Source organism: Pantoea sp. RCC30.1 (assembly GCF_058148845.1).
The window spans coordinates 73,426-89,484 of the sequence record NZ_JBXUHX010000013.1 but is presented as its reverse complement, the minus strand read 5'-3'; the positions used below and the strand labels follow the sequence as shown (position 1 = coordinate 89,484).

Below are 16,059 nucleotides of genomic sequence, written 5' to 3'. Positions count from 1 at the left end.
GCTATTTTGACAATTAAGGATTTTTCTTAAGGGGTACACTTGTCGCCATCATCAGTGAGGAAATGCACAATGCGTCGATATCTGACCCTGCTGACCAGTCTGCTGGTCGTGATCGCCCTGCCGGCTTCTGCCGGTGATCTCAATGCACAACTGAATCAATTTTTTAAAGCGCGTGACGCCCAGCATGCTGATGGCATGGTCGTGGTGGTACGCACGCCGAAGGAACAGTGGCCAGCCTGTGAAACGCCAAAGTTCACTCTGCCCGGCAACAGCCGGTTGTGGGGCAATATGAGCGTGGCGGCAAACTGCGATGAGAACCGCCGTTATATTCAGGTTCAGGTTCAGGTCACCGGTTCTTACCTGGTGGCGAACCGGTTGCTGAGCCAGGGTAGTAGCGTCACCGAGAGTGATTTCACTCTGCAGACCGGCCGCCTTGATACGCTGCCCGCCCGCGCCCTGCTGAATGCGGACTCGATCGCCGATGCTGTCGTGCTGCGCGACATCCAGCCAGGACAGCCAATTAATCCGTCTACGCTGCGTCAGCCGTGGCGGGTCAAGGCAGGTCAGAATGTGATGGTAATTGCCAGCGGCGATGGATTTGACGCCAGCGGTGAGGGTAAAGCACTGAATAACGCCGCCCGTTCGCAGTCGGTCCGGGTCCGGATGGGAAATGGTCAGGTTGTCAGCGGTAAGGTACGAGAAGATGGGAATATTCTTATAACGCTGTAAAGTGTTAAAGAAGCCCGTAGTGCTGCCGATAGAAGAATCAACGAAGCGATAACGCTATTCTGATTCAGGTGGCAGACTTCCCCTGACCGTACAGGAGCCCGAACATGAGCATTGACAGAACGCAACCTCTGAAACCCGCCAGCACCGTACAGAGCCGCGATAGCAGTGAGTCCGGTAACAGTAAAGTGCGCCAGAGCGCCAGCCCGGTGGCAGCAGCCACGACGCCTGCAGCAGCTCAGGTGAGCCTGAGCAGCGCACAGTCGCAGCTGATGCAGCCGAGCAGCAAAGATATTAACGTCGAGCGCGTTGAACAACTGAAAACCGCCATTCGTAATGGCGAACTGAAGATGGATACCGGCAAAATCGCCGATGCGCTGATTGCCGACACCAAGGCGTATTTAGAGGGTAATTAATTCCCATGAGTAATTTGCAGACCACATTAGATAAGATGCAGGACGTGCTGGCGTCGCTGTCAGCCGTGCTGGAAGAAGAACAGCAGCAGCTGGCTGCCGGAAACATTAACAGCAACCTGCTGCAGCGTATCACCGAAGATAAAAGCGCGCTGCTCAGCACGCTGAACTATCTGGATGAGATGCGCCGCACCGCTGAACAGAGTCAGGCGACATCGGCACCTTATCGTGGGCAGAATGACATGGCGCGCCGCTGGGACAGTATTCAGCAGCATTCCCGTCGTCTGCAGGATGCCAATGTCCATAATGGCATGCTGCTGCAACATCAGATTCGCTACACCGAGAATGCGCTTGAAGTGCTGAAGCCGCATCAGACCCAGGCCTTTTATGGCCCGGATGGTATGGGTAAAGGCCAGGCGACGTTAAGCCGTAAAGCCTGAGCCGAAAAGTAGCGTAAAAAAATCCCGCCTGGTGCGGGATTTTTTATTGTCTTATTTTATTGTAAGGTGCTTTGCCTTACACAGCCGTGCGCCGTGCATAGTCGCGCAGCCGGAAGCCCAGCAGCCCCAGCGCCAGGAAATAAGCCCCACCGCCAACCGCACAGACCGCAGCCAGACGCAGCAGTCGCCACAGCATCGAACCCTGCTCCCAGTCTGGCATCCACTGCAGCATGGCAAACAGCGCGCCAGCCATCACTACCACGGCGATCAGCAGGCGGATCAGGAAGCTGCTCCAGCCCGGCTGCGGCATAAAGATCTTCTGCTTACGCAGCTGCCAGTAGAGCAGCGATGCATTCAGACAGGCCGCCAGACCAATCGACAGTGACAGACCAGCATGTTTCAGCGGGCCAATAAACGCCAGGTTCATTACCTGCGTCATGATCAGCGTGATAATCGCGATTTTTACCGGCGTTTTGATGTCCTGACGGGAATAGAAGCCCGGTGCCAGCACCTTGACTACAATCAGCCCCATTAGTCCGACGGAGTAGGCAATCAGGGCGCGCTGCGTCATCAACGCATCAAAAGCAGTAAATTTACCGTACTGGAACAGCGCTACAGTTAGCGGGCCGGAGAGCATACCCAATGCCACCGCGCTGGGCAGCGCCAGCAGGAAGCAGAGACGCAGACCCCAGTCCATCAGCCGGGAATATTCATCATGGTTGCCGCTAGAAAAACTTTTGGCCAGCGATGGCAGCAAAATGGTGCCCAGCGCCACACCCAGCACGCCGGAGGGGAACTCCATCAGACGGTCGGCATAGTACATCCAGGAGACGGAACCTGAGACCAGAAAAGAGGCGAAGATGGTGTTAATGATCAGCGAAATCTGGCTGACGGAGACACCCAGAATGGCGGGACCCATCTGACGCATAACCCGCCAGACGCCCGCGTCACGTAGATTCAGGCGCGGCAGCACCAGCATCCCGAGCTTCTTCAGGTGTGGCAGCTGATAGCCGAGCTGCAGCACGCCGCCAGCCACGACGGCCCAGGCGAGCGCCATAACCGGTGGATGGAAATGTGGCGCGGCAAACAGCGCAAAGCCAATCATGCTGACGTTCAGCAGGGTCGGCGCAAAGGCTGGCACCGAGAAGCGGTTCCAGGTGTTCAGCACCGCACCCGCCAGCGACGCCAGCGAAATTAGCATAATGTAGGGGAAGGTCACCCGCAGCAGCGAGCTGGTCAGCGCGAACTTGTCGGGACTGTCGGCAAAGCCGGGAGCCGTGACCATGATGACCCAGGGCGCAGCGATCATGCCCGCCACGGTGACCAGCGCCAGCGCCAGCGTCAGCAGCCCGGAGACGTAAGCCAGGAAGAGTTTGGTCGCCTCTTCACCCTGCTTGCTTTTATATTCAGCCAGTATCGGCACGAAGGCCTGAGAAAATGCGCCTTCAGCAAAAATACGCCGCAGCAGATTGGGAAGTTTAAACGCAACAAAGAACGCATCGGTCGCCATTCCGGCGCCAAACACCCGCGCCACGATGGCATCACGGGCAAAGCCCAGTACGCGGGAAAACAGGGTCATAGAACTGACCGCTGCCAGCGATTTCAACAAATTCATAATTGACGGCGCATCCTGAAAAGAATCGGCAAAAAAGGAGAATTAGCGCGGGCACCTGAGGATGCCCGGCGACAGTCTACTGCCACGGAGGGAAATGACCAGCACGGAGTGTTACAAGGCGTTATTCGCGGGTCGCCTCACGCCACAGTTTTTCTACCACACGCTGCGCCATCAGTGCCTGCTCACCGCTGGTTTCAGGCTTCGTCTGATTTTGTACGCAGTCGATAAAATGACGGGCTGCACCGCTGAAACCGCGCTGCGTCAGATGGCTCTGCCAGGCGGGTGGTGGCGTAATCAGCAGGCCATCGCTGCTTTCTTCCTGCCAGTCGCGCATCTCACTGATGTCGATGCACTTACCATCACACACCGCGCTGACCCGCTCGCGCTGGCTGCCCGCACGCCGGTGCATGCTGGTGGTGATCGTTAATCCTTCGAGGTTGAAATGGTGCTCGGCATAGAGCATCTGGCCCTGTTCGTTGGTGTCGATGCGTCCCTGAACCTGGCGCAAGGGTTTGCCGCCCAGCCAGAGTGCGGTGTCCACCACATGCAGGTAGTCGTCGAGCAGGGTAAAGCGGAGATCCTGTGGCCCGACGCTGTCGCTGCGGTGCTTTTCAATCCGCAGAGAGGCGGCGTCAGCCATCTCTGCCCGCAGCTGCTGATAGCGCGGAGCGAACCGCCGGTTAAACGCCACCATCAGTTTGCGCTGGCGTTTTTCCGCCAGCGCCACCAGCGCCTCGGCCTGCTCCAGGGTTTCAGCCAGTGGCTTATCAACGCAGACATCTTTTCCTGCCAGCAGCAGCGCTCTGACTACTTCATAGTGCGTGGCGGTGCTGCTGTGGACAAAGACCGCGTCACAGGCAGCAGCCAGATCATTCAGTGACCCAAAACATTGCATTCGGTAGCTGTCACAGATCGGGCCGGCTTTGGCCTGGTTCGGAGAAAATGCGCCCACCAGCGTCCAGTCTGTCGCGGCCGACAGCACCGGCAGCCAGGCTTTCTGTGCGATGCCGCCTAATCCTATCACGCCAATACGTAATGTCATCTCAGCTCTCCGGTTGCAGTAGTTGGGTGAGTTGTGCCTGAAGCTCTGCGACCTGCTGCTCCAGCGTGGCAACGCGTGCCGCCAGATCGCCCTGCTCTTCCGGCGCGTCAGCGGCCTGCGGCTGATCACTTTCTTCACCCAGCAGATGCATAAAGCGGCTTTCACGCTTGCCCGGCTCACGCGCCAGACGGATCACCTGAGCACTGTCGTCACGCTGCATCAGGCCTTCCAGCGTCTGCTCGACTTCGCTGACGTCACTGAACTCGTGCAGACGACCGCTGCGGGTGCGCAGTTCGCCTGGCGTCTGTGGTCCGCGCAACAGCAGCAGGGTCAGCAGGGCAACTTCCGCGCTATTGAGCTTCAGCGTGCCAAACGCGGAGTTACAGAAACGCTGCTCATATTTCACCACCCGCTGTCCGGCGGCGCTGCTGGCCGTGATGAGATGCCGTTTTTCCAGCAGGTCGAGCTGATTCTGTACCTCGCTTTCACTCAGCTCCATCACCGGCTCGCGGTTCGATTTCTGGTTACAGGCTACTACGACACCGTTTAGTGACAGCGGATACTGTTCCGGCGTCGTCACCTGCTTCTCCAGCAGGCAGCCCAGCACGCGCATTGCCTGCGCCGATAAAACCATCTTCATACTCGCATTCTCATTATTATCCACGCCGGTCAGGCGTCCATTCCCGCAGGGTTAAGGCTGTCAGCACGTGATCCTGCCAGCGTCCGTCGATGAGCAGATAATCTTTAGCGTACCCCTCTTTCTCAAAACCGAGTCGCGCCAGCAGATCGCCGCTGCGCTGGTTGTGCGGCATGTAGTTCGCCATGATGCGGTGAATATGCTGCTGGCGCTGCATATAACGAATAGCTGTCTGCAACGCTTCGAACATCAGACCCTGTCCCTGCCACTTTTCACCCAGTGAATAGCCGAGGTAGCAGGCGTGAAATGATCCGCGCAGCACGTTGCTGAAGTTCGCCACGCCGCGCACTTCGGTTTCATCGCTGTCCATGAGGATAAAATAGAAGGCCGTTCCCTGCTTGTGCATGTCGGAAATCAGCCCGAGCCGTGCCTGCCAGCCCGACGGGTAGCAGTGGCTGTCATCGCGCACCGGCTCCCAGGGTTTTAAAAACAGGCGGTTTTCCGAATAGTAATCTGCCATTCGCCAGGCATCACGTTCGTGAACCAGACGGACCACCAGCCGATCGGTGGTTAATCGCACCCTGGGCGCGGCAGAACGATAGCCAAACATCCTGACTCCTGAAATCAATGGCTGCTAGAACTGAGCCGTCATTACCCGGCTTTCACTATAACCGCCGCCTGAGCTGCGGTAAAACGTTACAGTGGTTGCGCCATAAAGAGGTTGATTTTGCTCTGTTATCCCAGCGGTCAACAAACTGTAAAGGCGGCTCTGACAGCGGGGCCTGTCACGCATCTGACAGGCCGGTTTGCCCTGTGGGGTAATCTCTTCCATACTTTTTACGCGCCCGAAAACAGGATGAATAGATTCACTCTGTTAAAACAGTAAACCTCTAAACCCGGGAGATCAGGATGAAGCTCTATATCTATGACCACTGCCCTTTCTGCGTTAAAGCGCGAATGATTTTTGGCCTGAAAAATAAGCCGGTTGAGCTGGTGGTGATGCTCAACGACGATGAAGAGACGCCGAAACGACTGATTGGTCAGAAAATGGCACCAATTCTGCAGAAGCAGGATGGCAGCGCGATGCCTGAGAGCATGGAGATTGTGCATTACGTCGATCAGCAGGATCGCGAGCCGCTGATCACCGGCGCGCTGAACCCGGCGATTGGCGAGTGGCTGCGTCATATGAACAGCTACGTCAATAAGCTGCTGCTGCCGCGCATTGCAGACGCCGCGTTTGCCGAATTCGCCACCCCGGAGGCGCGTGACTATTTCCGCACTAAAAAGCAGGCAAGTATCGGTGACTTCGACACGCTGAATAGTCACTCAGCCGGGCTGATTAAAAATGTCAGCCAGGATCTGCGCAAGCTGGACAAATTAATCGAACAGCCCAATGCGGTAAACGGCGAGCTGTCGGAAGATGATTTTAATCTGTTCCCGCTGCTGCGCTCGTTGACGCTGGTGGCGGGTATAGACTGGCCCGCACGGGTCGCCGACTACCGCGATAATATGGCCAAGCAGACCCAGGTAAATCTGCTCTCCTCAATAGCCCACTAATCCTGCCCCGATGAGAGACGCTGCGGCGTTTCTCATCTCTTTCCTGATGACACCCGCCACGCATTCAGGCAGGCTATTGCCTGTTTACTGGCTCTGATATTCAGGATAAAGATCGATGAAAAAGGCATTTTTCGGGCTGACGGCCCTGTTGATCGCGCTGCTGGTGAGCGGCTGTAATCAACTGACGCAATACACTATCAACGAACAGGAAGTGAATCAGGCGCTGCAGAAGCACAACAACTACGAGAAAGATATTGGCGTCTCCGGACTGGTTAACGCGCACATCGTGCTGAACAACCTGACCAGCCAGATTGGCCGCGAAGAGCCGGGTAAAGTGACGCTCTCCGGCAACGCAAAAATCAACGTGACATCGCTGTTTGGCCCGCAGCAAGCTGATATGCAACTGAAGATGCGTGCTCAGCCGGTCTATGACCAGCAGCAGGGTGCCATCTATCTGCGCGATCTGGAGATTGTTGATGCGCAGGTTGCGCCGGAAAAAATGGCCTCAATTATGAAAACGCTGACGCCTTACCTGAATCAGTCACTGAAAAGCTATTTTGATCAAAACCCGGCTTACGTCCTGAGTGCTGACCGCAGTAAAGGCGAGTCGCTGGCGAAGAAGTTTGCCAAAGGGCTGGAAGTGAAACCCGGCGAACTGGTCATCCCCTTTACGCAGTAACCCCAATCTCCGCGCCCTCCGGCGCGGATTTTCTTTGTCGGCATAAAAAGCAGGTGCAAACGGTTGCCTGAATCCTTATGCTTATACCCCGGCCAAAACACGCCTTTTGTTTCCCTTCTGCCGGAGCTTCACTGATGACAGCACAACCTCAGCAACTTACCCTGCGTCGCCCTGACGACTGGCATATTCATCTGCGTGACGATGAGATGCTCAAAACGGTCCTGCCCTATACCAGCGCGGTGAATGGTCGTGCCATTGTGATGCCTAACCTGGTGCCACCGGTGACCAGTGTGGCGGCAGGTGAAGCGTACCGCGCTCGCATCCTGGCGGCGCTGCCCGCCGATCACACCTTTATGCCGCTGATGACCTGCTATCTGACTGACTCGCTGGATCCTGATGAACTTGAGCGCGGCTTCACCGCCGGTCTGTTTACCGCGGCTAAGCTCTATCCGGCGCACGCCACCACCAACTCCAGCCATGGCGTGACCAATATCGCGTCGATCGCCCGCGTGCTGGAGCGGATGCAGAAACTCGGTATGCCGCTGCTGATCCACGGCGAAGTCACCGATGCGCATATCGACATCTTTGACCGCGAAGCCCGTTTTATCGAAACCGTCATGGTGCCGCTGCGCAGCCAGTTTCCGGCACTGAAAGTGGTGATGGAGCACATTACGACTCAGGACGCCGCTGATTACGTCGCTGATGCTGATGAGACGCTGGGCGCGACCATTACGCCACAGCATCTGATGTTTAACCGCAACCATATGCTGGTGGGCGGTATTCGTCCGCACCTCTACTGCCTGCCCATCCTGAAGCGCAACGTGCATCAGGAAGCGCTGCGCAAAGTGGTGGCAAGCGGGAATCCTCGCTTCTTCCTCGGCACCGACACCGCGCCGCATCTACGTCACCTCAAAGAAGCCAGTTGTGGCTGTGCCGGCGTCTTTAATGCGCCGACGTCGTTGCCCGCTTACGCCACCGTTTTTGAAGAGCTGAACGCGCTGGAACATTTTGAGGCGTTCTGTTCTGAAAACGGCCCGCGTTTCTACGGCCTGCCGCTGAATGAAGGGACGATTACCCTGGTGCGTGAGCCCTGGCAGGTGCCAGAGTCTATTGCGCTCGGCAGCCATTCACTGGTGCCGTTCCTGGCGGGTGAAACACTGAACTGGCGCATAGCATAATTTTACTTGCCTCCGGCCTGCCGATACTGTAAATATATACAGCATCTTAACCGGAGGCTATTATGCGCGTTGAAATTACCGTATCCAATACCCGACCTCTTCCTGCTGGCGCGATTGAAGCGTTAAGCGATGAATTATCGCGCCGCATTGATGAACAGTTCCCTGACTCGACCAATCACGTCAAGGTACGTTACGCCAGTGCCAACAATCTCAGCGTGCTGGGCGGTGGAAAAGAGACGCGCGACCAGATCAGCGAAATCCTGCAGCAGACGTGGGAAAGCGCTGATGACTGGTTCATTACTGATTAACCGCCACTGTGCTTTTTTTTCCGGGTGTCGCCACCCGGTTTTTTTATCTTTTCTCCCCTCTCGCACTTCCCCCTCTCTGCATCTAGACTCTTAATGATCAATGCCCTATCCTTGCGCTCGTCACGCATAACAGGAGGTGCGCACCATGACTACTGATAAACCGGAAGAGGCGATGACCTTTGGTGAGTTGTTAGCACTGATTGGTGATCAACAGCGTCGTTTAACGGTGCTGGAGAATGCTTTTTCCAGTCTGATTTTCTGTCTTGACGATCGTGCCAGTCAGCTGCTGGTGCACAATCTGTCGCTGGAAGCCCAAAATCAAAACCATGATGAGCAGCTTCAGCAGCACTTTGCCCGTCTGGCAGAAAACCTGCAAAAACGCGGCGGCGGTATCGTGCCGGAAACCCCGACACTCTGAGCACGCACATGCGGCTTAACCCGCTATTTGCCGGCCCATTGAATAGTGATTAAAATGCCTGCCCGCCAGGCATTTTATTTTTTCCTCCCCTCCTTTCAAACGCAAATATTCTGTGAGAAGCTGACTCACGGCATTTTTTAAACAGTGATGCACTGGTTTACTGTTATAATAGTTTTGCTATTGGAATAAAAAAGCCGCATTGAACCTCACCATGCACTTCGTTTAACGAGTAATAAGGAGGTTATAATGGACAGAAGAAAAGACGTTATTCAGACTCATCCGCTGGTGGGCTGGGATATCAGTACCGTTGATAGCTATGACGCCATGATGATCCGCCTGCACTCGCTGTCGTCGCAGGATCAAAAAGAAGAAGAAGCGGATGTTGGCCCGACTTACTGGCTGACAACGGATGTGGCAAGGCAATTTATCTCGATTCTCGAAGCGGGTATCGCCAAGATAGAATCAGCCGAGCAGATAGAACGACTCCTCAAAAAGCATTAATTTCTGCCGCATCAAAGAGGCGCCCTCAGGGGTGCCTTTTTCGTTTCTGTTTCTGGTATGCTTTTGATTATCTGTCCCTTTAGAGCGTAGTTACCATGATTTATGATCTTATCGTCGTCGGCAGTGGCTCAGTGGGCGCGGCGGCAGGCTACTATGCCACCCAGGCAGGTTTGTCGGTACTCATGATCGACAGCGCCCATCCTCCCCACAATCAGGGCACGCATCATGGCGAGAGCCGTCTGATTCGTCACGCCTATGGTGAAGGCGAACGCTATGTTCCCCTGGTCCTGCGGGCGCAGTCGCTATGGGATGAGCTGGAACAGCGTGCCGGAGAGCGCATCATGCATCGCAGCGGTGTACTCAACCTTGCGCCGCTTCAGTCGCCCTTTATCCAGAACGTTATCGACAGTGCCTCCCGCTGGCAGCTCAACATCGAGGTCATGCAGCCCGATGAAGTGCGCAAGCGCTGGCCGCAAATCAACGTACCTGAAGGTTATCTGGGCGTCTTTGAGCCGGAGTCCGGTTATCTCAAGTGCGAGCAGGCCGTTCGCAGCTGGATCCAGCTGGCGGAACAGGCGGGCTGTGCGCAGCTGTTTAACTGCCCGGTCACTGAACTGGGTCGTGATGGCGATCTGCAGCAGGTTACCACCCTGGATGGTATCTACCGGGGCCGCAAAATGCTGGTCAGTGCCGGAACCTGGGTTGGCAAATTAGTGCCTGGCCTGCCGGTGGCGCCGACCCGCAAAGTGTTTGCCTGGTATCAGGCCGATGGCCGCTACAGCGAAAATAATAAGTTTCCCGGCTTTACCGTGGAAATGGCGGATGGCAGCCAGTTTTACGGCTTCCCGGCGGATAACAACGCACTGAAAGTGGGTCGTCATGATGGCGGTCAGCTGATGCAGCAGCCTGAGGATCGTAAACCCTTTGGCGCGGTAGCCGCAGATGGCAGTGAAGCTTTTGGTTTCCTCCGTCAGTTTTTACCTGGCGTGGGTGTCTGTCTGCATGGCGAAGCCTGCAGCTACGATTTCAGCCCGGATGAAGACTTCATTATTGATACTCTGCCGGGTGAGCCTGATCGCTTATTAATTACCGGACTTAGCGGACACGGGTTTAAATTTGCCAGCGTATTAGGCGAACTGGCTGCGGAATTCGCCCAGAAAAAACCGTTCTCATTTGATTTGGCACCTTTCCGTCTTTCACGCTTCTGACTCTGATAACGGGTGGTATCAGACAGGTGCCACCCGATTGACATTAACTGAAGGAAGCTGAACGTTATTGACATAACAGCGCTGATTTGTTTCGCCCTTATGGTTAATTCCCGCCCTTTTTAGTTGACGAGCTTCCTGCCCCAAAATACTCATTCAGTAATATTGAGCATTTTCTGCCCTTTTTATTCAACCTTTTCAGGATAGAAATTAAAACTTATAGAAGCGTAAGGAAGGTTGCTTTTATATTTCATAATGTGGATGCTTATTTCAGATTATTTCCTTATGAAAACCACATTATGTTATTACGCAATTCACCTCATCAGTTTGGTCTGGTTGCCGTGCTGCTACACTGGTCAATGGCGCTGGCGATCTATGCCATGTTTGCACTGGGATTATGGATGGTAGGCCTGGGATACTACGATAGCTGGTATCACGACGCGCCGGAAATTCATAAAAGTATTGGTGTGATTCTGTTGCTAACGCTGATTATTCGTCTGGTGTGGCGCGTTATTTCACCGCCGCCAAAACCGCTTAGCAGTTATTCTCCGCTGGTGCGCATCAGTTCAGTGGTGGCTCATCTGTTGCTGTACACCCTGCTGCTGGCCATTCTGATCAGTGGCTACCTGATCTCCACCGCCGATGGCAAACCGATCTCTGTATTTAACTGGTTTACCCTGCCCGCGCTGTTCAGCGGTGCAGGCGAACAGGCTGATCTTGCAGGCGACATTCACCTCTGGCTGGCCTGGACAGTTGTGGTCCTGTCGGTACTGCATGGTCTGGCTGCGGTAAAACATCATTTTATCGATCGCGATATCACCTTAAAACGGATGTCAGGTTTACGCATCCCTTCTCCCTCTGAAAAGGATAAATAATATGTTCAAGAAGACTCTGCTGGCGATGACCGGTGCCAGCCTGCTGCTCGGCTCGATGACTGCTAATGCTGCGGACTACAAAATCGATAAAGAGGGCCAGCACGCTTTTATTCAGTTCCGTATTCAGCATCTGGGTTACAGCTGGCTCTATGGCACCTTTAAAGACTTCGATGGCAGCTTCACCTTTGATGAGAAGAACCCTGCCGCAGATAAAGTCAACGTCACGATTAACACCAGCAGCGTCGATACCAATCACGCGGAACGTGACAAACATCTGCGCAGCGCTGACTTCCTGAACACCAGCAAAAACCCGCAGGCCACGTTCAAATCCACAGAGGTGAAGAAAGAGGGTGATGAACTCAAAATTACTGGCGATCTTACACTGAATGGCGTGACTAAACCGGTAACGCTTGAAGCGAAAATGTTGGGTGAAGGTAAAGACCCGTGGGGCGGTTACCGCGCCGGCTTTGAAGCCGAAGGGGAAATTGCACTGAAAGATTTCAACATGACCAAAGATCTGGGGCCAGCTTCGCAGAAAGTTCAGCTGATGATCTCGGTTGAAGGTGTGCGTCAGTAAAATAACACGCCGCCTGAAGCTGACTTCAGGCGGCGACGTTTATTTCTTCAGTGGCGAGGGAATGGTCATATTTAACAGGCCACGTGACTTGTTAAAGATCTTGTTGCCATTCTCACGTCCCGCCCGACGAGCACGCTGCTCTTCCGGAGAGAGTTTTGCCTCTTCCTGACAGATCGGGCTGCAGCAGTTCTCAAACTTCTCTGCGCAACTTTTGCACTGAATAAACAGCAGATGACAGCCGTCATTCACGCAATTAACGTGAGTGTCGCAAGGTTCGCCGCACTGATGACAGTTCGACAGCACGTCGTCAGAGATGCGCTCACCCATCCGCTCATCAAACACAAAGTTTTTACCTTTGAAGCGTACTGGTAATCCCTGCTCACGCGCGCGTCGGGCATACTCGATGATACCGCCTTCGATGTGATAGACATCCTCAAAGCCGTTATGCCGCATCCAGGCGCTAGCTTTTTCACAGCGGATCCCGCCAGTGCAGTACATCACGATTTTTTTGTCTTTCTTACCCTGCAGCATATCAACGGCCATTGGAAGCTGATCGCGGAAGGTGTCAGCAGGCACTTCCAGCGCATTGTCAAAGCGACCCACTTCATATTCGTAGTGGTTACGCATATCCACGAACAGGGCGTCAGGATCGTCCAGCATGGCGTTAACTTCCGCCGCTTTCAAGTACTGACCCACATCGCTGGCATCAAAGCTTTCGTCTTCAATACCGTCTGCGACAATGCGATCGCGTACTTTCAGACGCAATACCCAGAACGATTTCCCATCATCATCCAGCGCAATGTTCATGCGCAGGTTGTTCAGCGCCGGGTCAAAGCCATACAGCCACTCTTTCATCTTTTCATACTGGCTGGCAGGTACGCTGATCTGCGCATTGATACCTTCGTGCGCCACATAGACGCGGCCAAACACTTTGAGTGCCGTCAGGCCAAGGTAGAGCGCGTCACGGAAGGCTTTGGGATCGGCAATCTGGAAATATTTATAAAAAGAGACAGTGGTGCGCGGCTCAGTTTCAGCCAGCATGCGCGCCTTCAGCTCTTTATTGGAAACGAGGTTATGTAACACTGGCATGGTGTTCTTTCCTGTTATCAATAGGAGAAATTTAGCGGGCACATGATACCTGATTTCACCAGGATGCAAAGACCAGTGTCAGAATTGCTCATTAATTGCTGTTTTTTCCGGCGCTATCTGTTGTGTTAACAGCAGCATGCTCTGTCAGTAATATTTATACGTACGGTAAAAACTGGCACAATGGGGTAATTCAATGAGATATCAGCACCGCACGGTGCGCGACGCAGGAAAAATTACGTTCACATGACCCAATTGCCTCAGTTTTCACGAGAACTGCTTCACCCGCGCTATTGGCTGACCTGGCTAGGTGTCGCTTCTCTTTATGTTTTGGTGCTACTTCCTTATCCCCTGCTCTATGTTCTCGGCTGCAATATTGGTCGTATTGGGATGCGTTTTATGAAGCACCGCGTCAGTATTTCCCGGCGTAATCTGGAATTGAGTTTTCCGGATATGCCGGTCAATGAACGCGAAGCGATGGTTAAGCACAATTTCGAATCGGTGGGCATGGGATTAATCGAAACCGGTATGGCGTGGTTCTGGCCTGACTGGCGCATCAATAAATGGCATAAGCCTTCGGGGCTGGAGCATATTCAGCAGGCGCGCGACAGTCAGCGCGGCGTGCTGCTCATCGGCATGCACTTTCTGACGCTGGAAATTGGTGCGCGCATGTTTGGTATCCACAATCCAGGTATTGGTGTCTATCGCCCTAATGACAACAAATTGATCGACTGGCTGCAGGTTAAAGGCCGGATGCGATCCAACAAAAGCATGCTGGACCGTAAAGATCTCAAAGGCATGATCCGGGCGCTGAAGCACGGAGACATTATCTGGTATGCACCCGATCACGATTATGGCCCGCGCAGCAGCGTCTTTGTGCCCTTCTTTGCCGTGGAAAAGGCGGCAACCACGGTGGGGACTCATCTGCTGATCCGCACCGGTAAACCGGCTGTCATTCCTTTCGTGCCGCGTCGTCTGCCTGGCGGCCGGGGTTATGAACTGATGATACTGCCCGACATCAGCGGCGAATTTACACTGGAAAGTGATGTCGCCACCGCAGCCAGAATGAATCAGGTGGTTGAAGAGGGTGTGCTACTGGCACCTGAACAGTACATGTGGCTCCACCGCCGCTTCAAAACCCGCCCCGAGGGTGAACCGTCCCGTTACTAATCTGTTCGCGCTAAATGTCCGTCAGGCATTTAGCGCGTTTTACCCCACTCCCTGCTAAATAAATACGTCACGCATTGCTGGCTCAGCTTTTAAGCTAAGTCGCAGGTCCAGCAATTAATAAACCCCCGTATTCATAATATAATTTATCTCTGTTTAAAGTTAAAATTGCTAATCAATTAGCAGGCTGGCAAGGGGCATTCAGCCTCTTTCGGTTTTTATTAATTAATATTGCAGCGACCAGTATGAGATGTGTTATGGCGCTGATTATTCTGCATGCCAGGTGCTAATCCTATTTAGCCGCTCTTAACGGTGTCTCACCGCTTATGAATCGATAAAAATTAACTTACATTACAAGCTATTGCCTTAGGAATTTGGCTTATATTCCATTTTACATTTTTTTAACAGCCCGATAGACCGTTATGTAATTTGAAGTCATTTACGCTTATCGGTAATTTCTTACGTAACAGTCAGACCTTTAACCGCTCTGGCCAAAATTATAAAAAAGACAACACAGCAAACCTCTAACGGGACATATAATATGAACAAAGGTCTCTACTATTACGTCACTATTGGTACCGATCAGGACAATTATCATTTTCTTCATCGTAAGGGTTGTAAACGTATGCCTGACAAAGAAGAGGTCATATTCATCGGCACTTTATATAATCTGAGTCAGGCACTCTCTATCGCAAGAATTAATTTTAAGAAAGTTAAACCCTGTATAAAATGTTGTATCCGTTACTCAGCACCCGTGATTCATGACTCCGTTCAACCCGTCCTGCATTTCCCGCAAAAGATGATCTGACCCTGACTGGCGGGAAATGGTTTATTTCCCGCCAGTTGCACCGGCCCGCCCTTTCCCTCCCCTGAATTTCGTCTATCCTTCACTGAAATCCAATGAATCTGCAGTTAATGAACCCGGTAAGGAGAAGATCGATGAGCATGTACAGTACGTTAGAGGAAGCGATTGATGCTGCACGTGAAGAGTACCTCGCTAACAATCCTGAGGTAGATGAAGAGGAAGCATCGATCAGCCAGTTTGGCCTGCAGAAGTATGTGATGCAGGATGGCGATATCATGTGGCAGGCTGAGTTTATGGCCGATGAAGGTGAAGCAGGCGAATGTCTGCCCTTCCGCAGCGGTGAAGCCGCACAGGCCATTTTTGATGCTGAATTTGATGAAGTTGAGCTGCGTCAGGAATGGTTAGCGGAAAATACCCTGCACGAGTGGGATGACGGCGAGTTCCAGCTTGAGCCGCCGCTGGACACCGAAGAGGGTGAAGCCGCAGCGCAAGAGTGGGAAGATGATAACAGCGACTCCGATCGCAGTTATTCGTAAGGGCCGTGACTGGCATCCACAGGTAACAATAGGGTGTCAACCACCAGCGACAGCGGCAAATCGAGGATCGTTAAGACCCGCCATCCGCTGTCGCGTACATCCCACTGTACGCCGGGATAATATTGATTACCGTGCCCCTGCCCGGGGATGGTGCGACTGATAATACTGCCGCATCCGCTTAAGCAGAGCACCAATGCTGCGACAACTCCCGCCTTTAAGAATGCTTTCACCACTGATATCCGCCATGAACAGCCGTTGAGATCGTCACACGCTGCTCGCGGTGACTGCCAGCAA

General features: G+C 53.6%; 21 protein-coding genes. 15 read left to right on the top strand and 6 right to left on the bottom strand.

What is annotated here, in order from left to right; all coding sequences use genetic code 11:
• Window positions 1–69: 69 nt before the first annotated feature.
• The 3 genes from flgA to flgN all read left to right on the top strand — a co-directional run bounded on the left by flgA (window position 70) and on the right by flgN (window position 1,579).
• A complete protein-coding gene (flgA, locus tag AC2LB6_RS13405; RefSeq protein ID WP_490093889.1) occupies window positions 70–729 on the top strand; it encodes a flagellar basal body P-ring formation chaperone FlgA in 660 nt (219 codons plus the stop codon).
• Window positions 730–833: 104 nt separating this feature from the next.
• Entirely contained in the window at window positions 834–1,142 is a 309-nt protein-coding gene (gene flgM, locus AC2LB6_RS13400; RefSeq protein ID WP_090962252.1) for a flagellar biosynthesis anti-sigma factor FlgM, read from the top strand.
• A 5-nt stretch (window positions 1,143–1,147) separates the two neighbouring features.
• Complete coding sequence (gene flgN / locus AC2LB6_RS13395) at window positions 1,148–1,579, top strand: flagellar export chaperone FlgN (protein WP_090962254.1); 432 nt, start codon at window positions 1,148–1,150, stop codon at window positions 1,577–1,579.
• A gap of 76 nt (window positions 1,580–1,655) precedes the next feature.
• On the opposite strand, the gene murJ is transcribed toward flgN, so the two are convergent.
• The 4 genes from murJ to rimJ all read right to left on the bottom strand — a co-directional run bounded on the left by murJ (window position 1,656) and on the right by rimJ (window position 5,483).
• The gene (murJ, locus tag AC2LB6_RS13390) at window positions 1,656–3,194 is read right to left on the bottom strand and encodes a murein biosynthesis integral membrane protein MurJ (protein WP_490093888.1); all 1,539 of its coding nucleotides are present in this window, start codon (window positions 3,192–3,194) and stop codon (window positions 1,656–1,658) included.
• A 121-nt stretch (window positions 3,195–3,315) separates the two neighbouring features.
• A complete protein-coding gene (locus AC2LB6_RS13385; protein ID WP_490093887.1) occupies window positions 3,316–4,236 on the bottom strand; it encodes a Gfo/Idh/MocA family protein in 921 nt (306 codons plus the stop codon).
• A 1-nt stretch (window position 4,237) separates the two neighbouring features.
• Window positions 4,238–4,876 carry a DUF480 domain-containing protein gene (locus tag AC2LB6_RS13380; protein WP_490093886.1) on the bottom strand — a complete coding sequence of 213 codons (639 nt, stop codon included), beginning with the start codon at window positions 4,874–4,876 and terminating at the stop codon, window positions 4,238–4,240.
• A 16-nt stretch (window positions 4,877–4,892) separates the two neighbouring features.
• Window positions 4,893–5,483, bottom strand: a complete 591-nt coding sequence (gene rimJ / locus AC2LB6_RS13375; RefSeq protein WP_490093885.1) for a ribosomal protein S5-alanine N-acetyltransferase — start codon at window positions 5,481–5,483, stop codon at window positions 4,893–4,895.
• A gap of 299 nt (window positions 5,484–5,782) precedes the next feature.
• Here rimJ and grxB point away from each other — a divergent pair, with 299 nt between their 5' ends.
• The 9 genes from grxB to AC2LB6_RS13330 all read left to right on the top strand — a co-directional run bounded on the left by grxB (window position 5,783) and on the right by AC2LB6_RS13330 (window position 12,171).
• Entirely contained in the window at window positions 5,783–6,430 is a 648-nt protein-coding gene (grxB, locus tag AC2LB6_RS13370; protein WP_490093884.1) for a glutaredoxin 2, read from the top strand.
• Between the two features lie 115 nt (window positions 6,431–6,545).
• On the top strand, window positions 6,546–7,109 hold the full coding sequence (locus tag AC2LB6_RS13365; RefSeq protein WP_090962277.1) for a lipoprotein: 564 nt from the start codon (window positions 6,546–6,548) through the stop codon (window positions 7,107–7,109).
• A gap of 134 nt (window positions 7,110–7,243) precedes the next feature.
• Window positions 7,244–8,287, top strand: a complete 1,044-nt coding sequence (pyrC, locus tag AC2LB6_RS13360; RefSeq protein WP_490093883.1) for a dihydroorotase — start codon at window positions 7,244–7,246, stop codon at window positions 8,285–8,287.
• A gap of 62 nt (window positions 8,288–8,349) precedes the next feature.
• Window positions 8,350–8,595 (top strand): DNA damage-inducible protein I, encoded by a 246-nt coding sequence (dinI, locus tag AC2LB6_RS13355; protein WP_003849907.1) that lies wholly within the window; start codon window positions 8,350–8,352, stop codon window positions 8,593–8,595.
• A gap of 145 nt (window positions 8,596–8,740) precedes the next feature.
• The gene (locus AC2LB6_RS13350) at window positions 8,741–9,013 is read left to right on the top strand and encodes a hypothetical protein (protein ID WP_490093882.1); all 273 of its coding nucleotides are present in this window, start codon (window positions 8,741–8,743) and stop codon (window positions 9,011–9,013) included.
• 246 nt (window positions 9,014–9,259) lie between these two features.
• Window positions 9,260–9,514 carry a biofilm formation regulator BssS gene (gene bssS, locus AC2LB6_RS13345; RefSeq protein WP_010246399.1) on the top strand — a complete coding sequence of 85 codons (255 nt, stop codon included), beginning with the start codon at window positions 9,260–9,262 and terminating at the stop codon, window positions 9,512–9,514.
• Between the two features lie 95 nt (window positions 9,515–9,609).
• On the top strand, window positions 9,610–10,722 hold the full coding sequence (solA, locus tag AC2LB6_RS13340; RefSeq protein WP_490093881.1) for an N-methyl-L-tryptophan oxidase: 1,113 nt from the start codon (window positions 9,610–9,612) through the stop codon (window positions 10,720–10,722).
• 296 nt (window positions 10,723–11,018) lie between these two features.
• Window positions 11,019–11,594 carry a cytochrome b gene (locus AC2LB6_RS13335; RefSeq protein WP_490093880.1) on the top strand — a complete coding sequence of 192 codons (576 nt, stop codon included), beginning with the start codon at window positions 11,019–11,021 and terminating at the stop codon, window positions 11,592–11,594.
• A 1-nt stretch (window position 11,595) separates the two neighbouring features.
• Entirely contained in the window at window positions 11,596–12,171 is a 576-nt protein-coding gene (locus AC2LB6_RS13330) for a YceI family protein (protein ID WP_490093879.1), read from the top strand.
• Window positions 12,172–12,210: 39 nt separating this feature from the next.
• On the opposite strand, the gene trhO is transcribed toward AC2LB6_RS13330, so the two are convergent.
• Window positions 12,211–13,260 (bottom strand): oxygen-dependent tRNA uridine(34) hydroxylase TrhO, encoded by a 1,050-nt coding sequence (gene trhO / locus AC2LB6_RS13325; protein WP_490093878.1) that lies wholly within the window; start codon window positions 13,258–13,260, stop codon window positions 12,211–12,213.
• Between the two features lie 243 nt (window positions 13,261–13,503).
• Between trhO and AC2LB6_RS13320 the strand changes: the two genes are divergently transcribed.
• From AC2LB6_RS13320 to AC2LB6_RS13310, 3 genes are all read left to right on the top strand, one after another.
• Window positions 13,504–14,427: a Kdo(2)-lipid IV(A) acyltransferase gene (locus AC2LB6_RS13320; RefSeq protein WP_490093877.1), complete on the top strand. Its 924-nt coding sequence runs from the start codon at window positions 13,504–13,506 to the stop codon at window positions 14,425–14,427.
• Between the two features lie 538 nt (window positions 14,428–14,965).
• Window positions 14,966–15,232, top strand: a complete 267-nt coding sequence (locus AC2LB6_RS13315) for a hypothetical protein (protein ID WP_255434135.1) — start codon at window positions 14,966–14,968, stop codon at window positions 15,230–15,232.
• A 131-nt stretch (window positions 15,233–15,363) separates the two neighbouring features.
• Window positions 15,364–15,765: a MysB family protein gene (locus tag AC2LB6_RS13310; RefSeq protein WP_490093876.1), complete on the top strand. Its 402-nt coding sequence runs from the start codon at window positions 15,364–15,366 to the stop codon at window positions 15,763–15,765.
• Here AC2LB6_RS13310 and AC2LB6_RS13305 read toward each other — a convergent pair.
• The gene (locus AC2LB6_RS13305) at window positions 15,756–15,995 is read right to left on the bottom strand and encodes a YceK/YidQ family lipoprotein (protein WP_490093875.1); all 240 of its coding nucleotides are present in this window, start codon (window positions 15,993–15,995) and stop codon (window positions 15,756–15,758) included. The genes AC2LB6_RS13310 and AC2LB6_RS13305 overlap by 10 nt on opposite strands.
• Between the last annotated feature and the right edge of the window lie 64 nt (window positions 15,996–16,059).

Excerpts from the sequence above, each read along its gene's own strand:
- AC2LB6_RS13335 (WP_490093880.1), top strand. The coding sequence starts at position 11,019 with ATGTTATTACGCAATTCACCTCATCAGTTTGGTCTGGTTGCCGTGCTG.
- flgA (WP_490093889.1), top strand. The coding sequence starts at position 70 with ATGCGTCGATATCTGACCCTGCTGACCAGTCTGCTGGTCGTGATCGCC.
- grxB (WP_490093884.1), top strand. The coding sequence starts at position 5,783 with ATGAAGCTCTATATCTATGACCACTGCCCTTTCTGCGTTAAAGCGCGA.
- AC2LB6_RS13310 (WP_490093876.1), top strand. The coding sequence starts at position 15,364 with ATGAGCATGTACAGTACGTTAGAGGAAGCGATTGATGCTGCACGTGAA.
- AC2LB6_RS13385 (WP_490093887.1), bottom strand. The coding sequence starts at position 4,236 with ATGACATTACGTATTGGCGTGATAGGATTAGGCGGCATCGCACAGAAA.
- AC2LB6_RS13380 (WP_490093886.1), bottom strand. The coding sequence starts at position 4,876 with ATGAAGATGGTTTTATCGGCGCAGGCAATGCGCGTGCTGGGCTGCCTG.
- murJ (WP_490093888.1), bottom strand. The coding sequence starts at position 3,194 with ATGAATTTGTTGAAATCGCTGGCAGCGGTCAGTTCTATGACCCTGTTT.
- AC2LB6_RS13330 (WP_490093879.1), top strand. The coding sequence starts at position 11,596 with ATGTTCAAGAAGACTCTGCTGGCGATGACCGGTGCCAGCCTGCTGCTC.
- AC2LB6_RS13320 (WP_490093877.1), top strand. The coding sequence starts at position 13,504 with ATGACCCAATTGCCTCAGTTTTCACGAGAACTGCTTCACCCGCGCTAT.
- rimJ (WP_490093885.1), bottom strand. The coding sequence starts at position 5,483 with ATGTTTGGCTATCGTTCTGCCGCGCCCAGGGTGCGATTAACCACCGAT.
- AC2LB6_RS13365 (WP_090962277.1), top strand. The coding sequence starts at position 6,546 with ATGAAAAAGGCATTTTTCGGGCTGACGGCCCTGTTGATCGCGCTGCTG.
- trhO (WP_490093878.1), bottom strand. The coding sequence starts at position 13,260 with ATGCCAGTGTTACATAACCTCGTTTCCAATAAAGAGCTGAAGGCGCGC.
- AC2LB6_RS13350 (WP_490093882.1), top strand. The coding sequence starts at position 8,741 with ATGACTACTGATAAACCGGAAGAGGCGATGACCTTTGGTGAGTTGTTA.
- dinI (WP_003849907.1), top strand. The coding sequence starts at position 8,350 with ATGCGCGTTGAAATTACCGTATCCAATACCCGACCTCTTCCTGCTGGC.
- AC2LB6_RS13315 (WP_255434135.1), top strand. The coding sequence starts at position 14,966 with ATGAACAAAGGTCTCTACTATTACGTCACTATTGGTACCGATCAGGAC.
- flgN (WP_090962254.1), top strand. The coding sequence starts at position 1,148 with ATGAGTAATTTGCAGACCACATTAGATAAGATGCAGGACGTGCTGGCG.
- solA (WP_490093881.1), top strand. The coding sequence starts at position 9,610 with ATGATTTATGATCTTATCGTCGTCGGCAGTGGCTCAGTGGGCGCGGCG.
- pyrC (WP_490093883.1), top strand. The coding sequence starts at position 7,244 with ATGACAGCACAACCTCAGCAACTTACCCTGCGTCGCCCTGACGACTGG.
- bssS (WP_010246399.1), top strand. The coding sequence starts at position 9,260 with ATGGACAGAAGAAAAGACGTTATTCAGACTCATCCGCTGGTGGGCTGG.
- flgM (WP_090962252.1), top strand. The coding sequence starts at position 834 with ATGAGCATTGACAGAACGCAACCTCTGAAACCCGCCAGCACCGTACAG.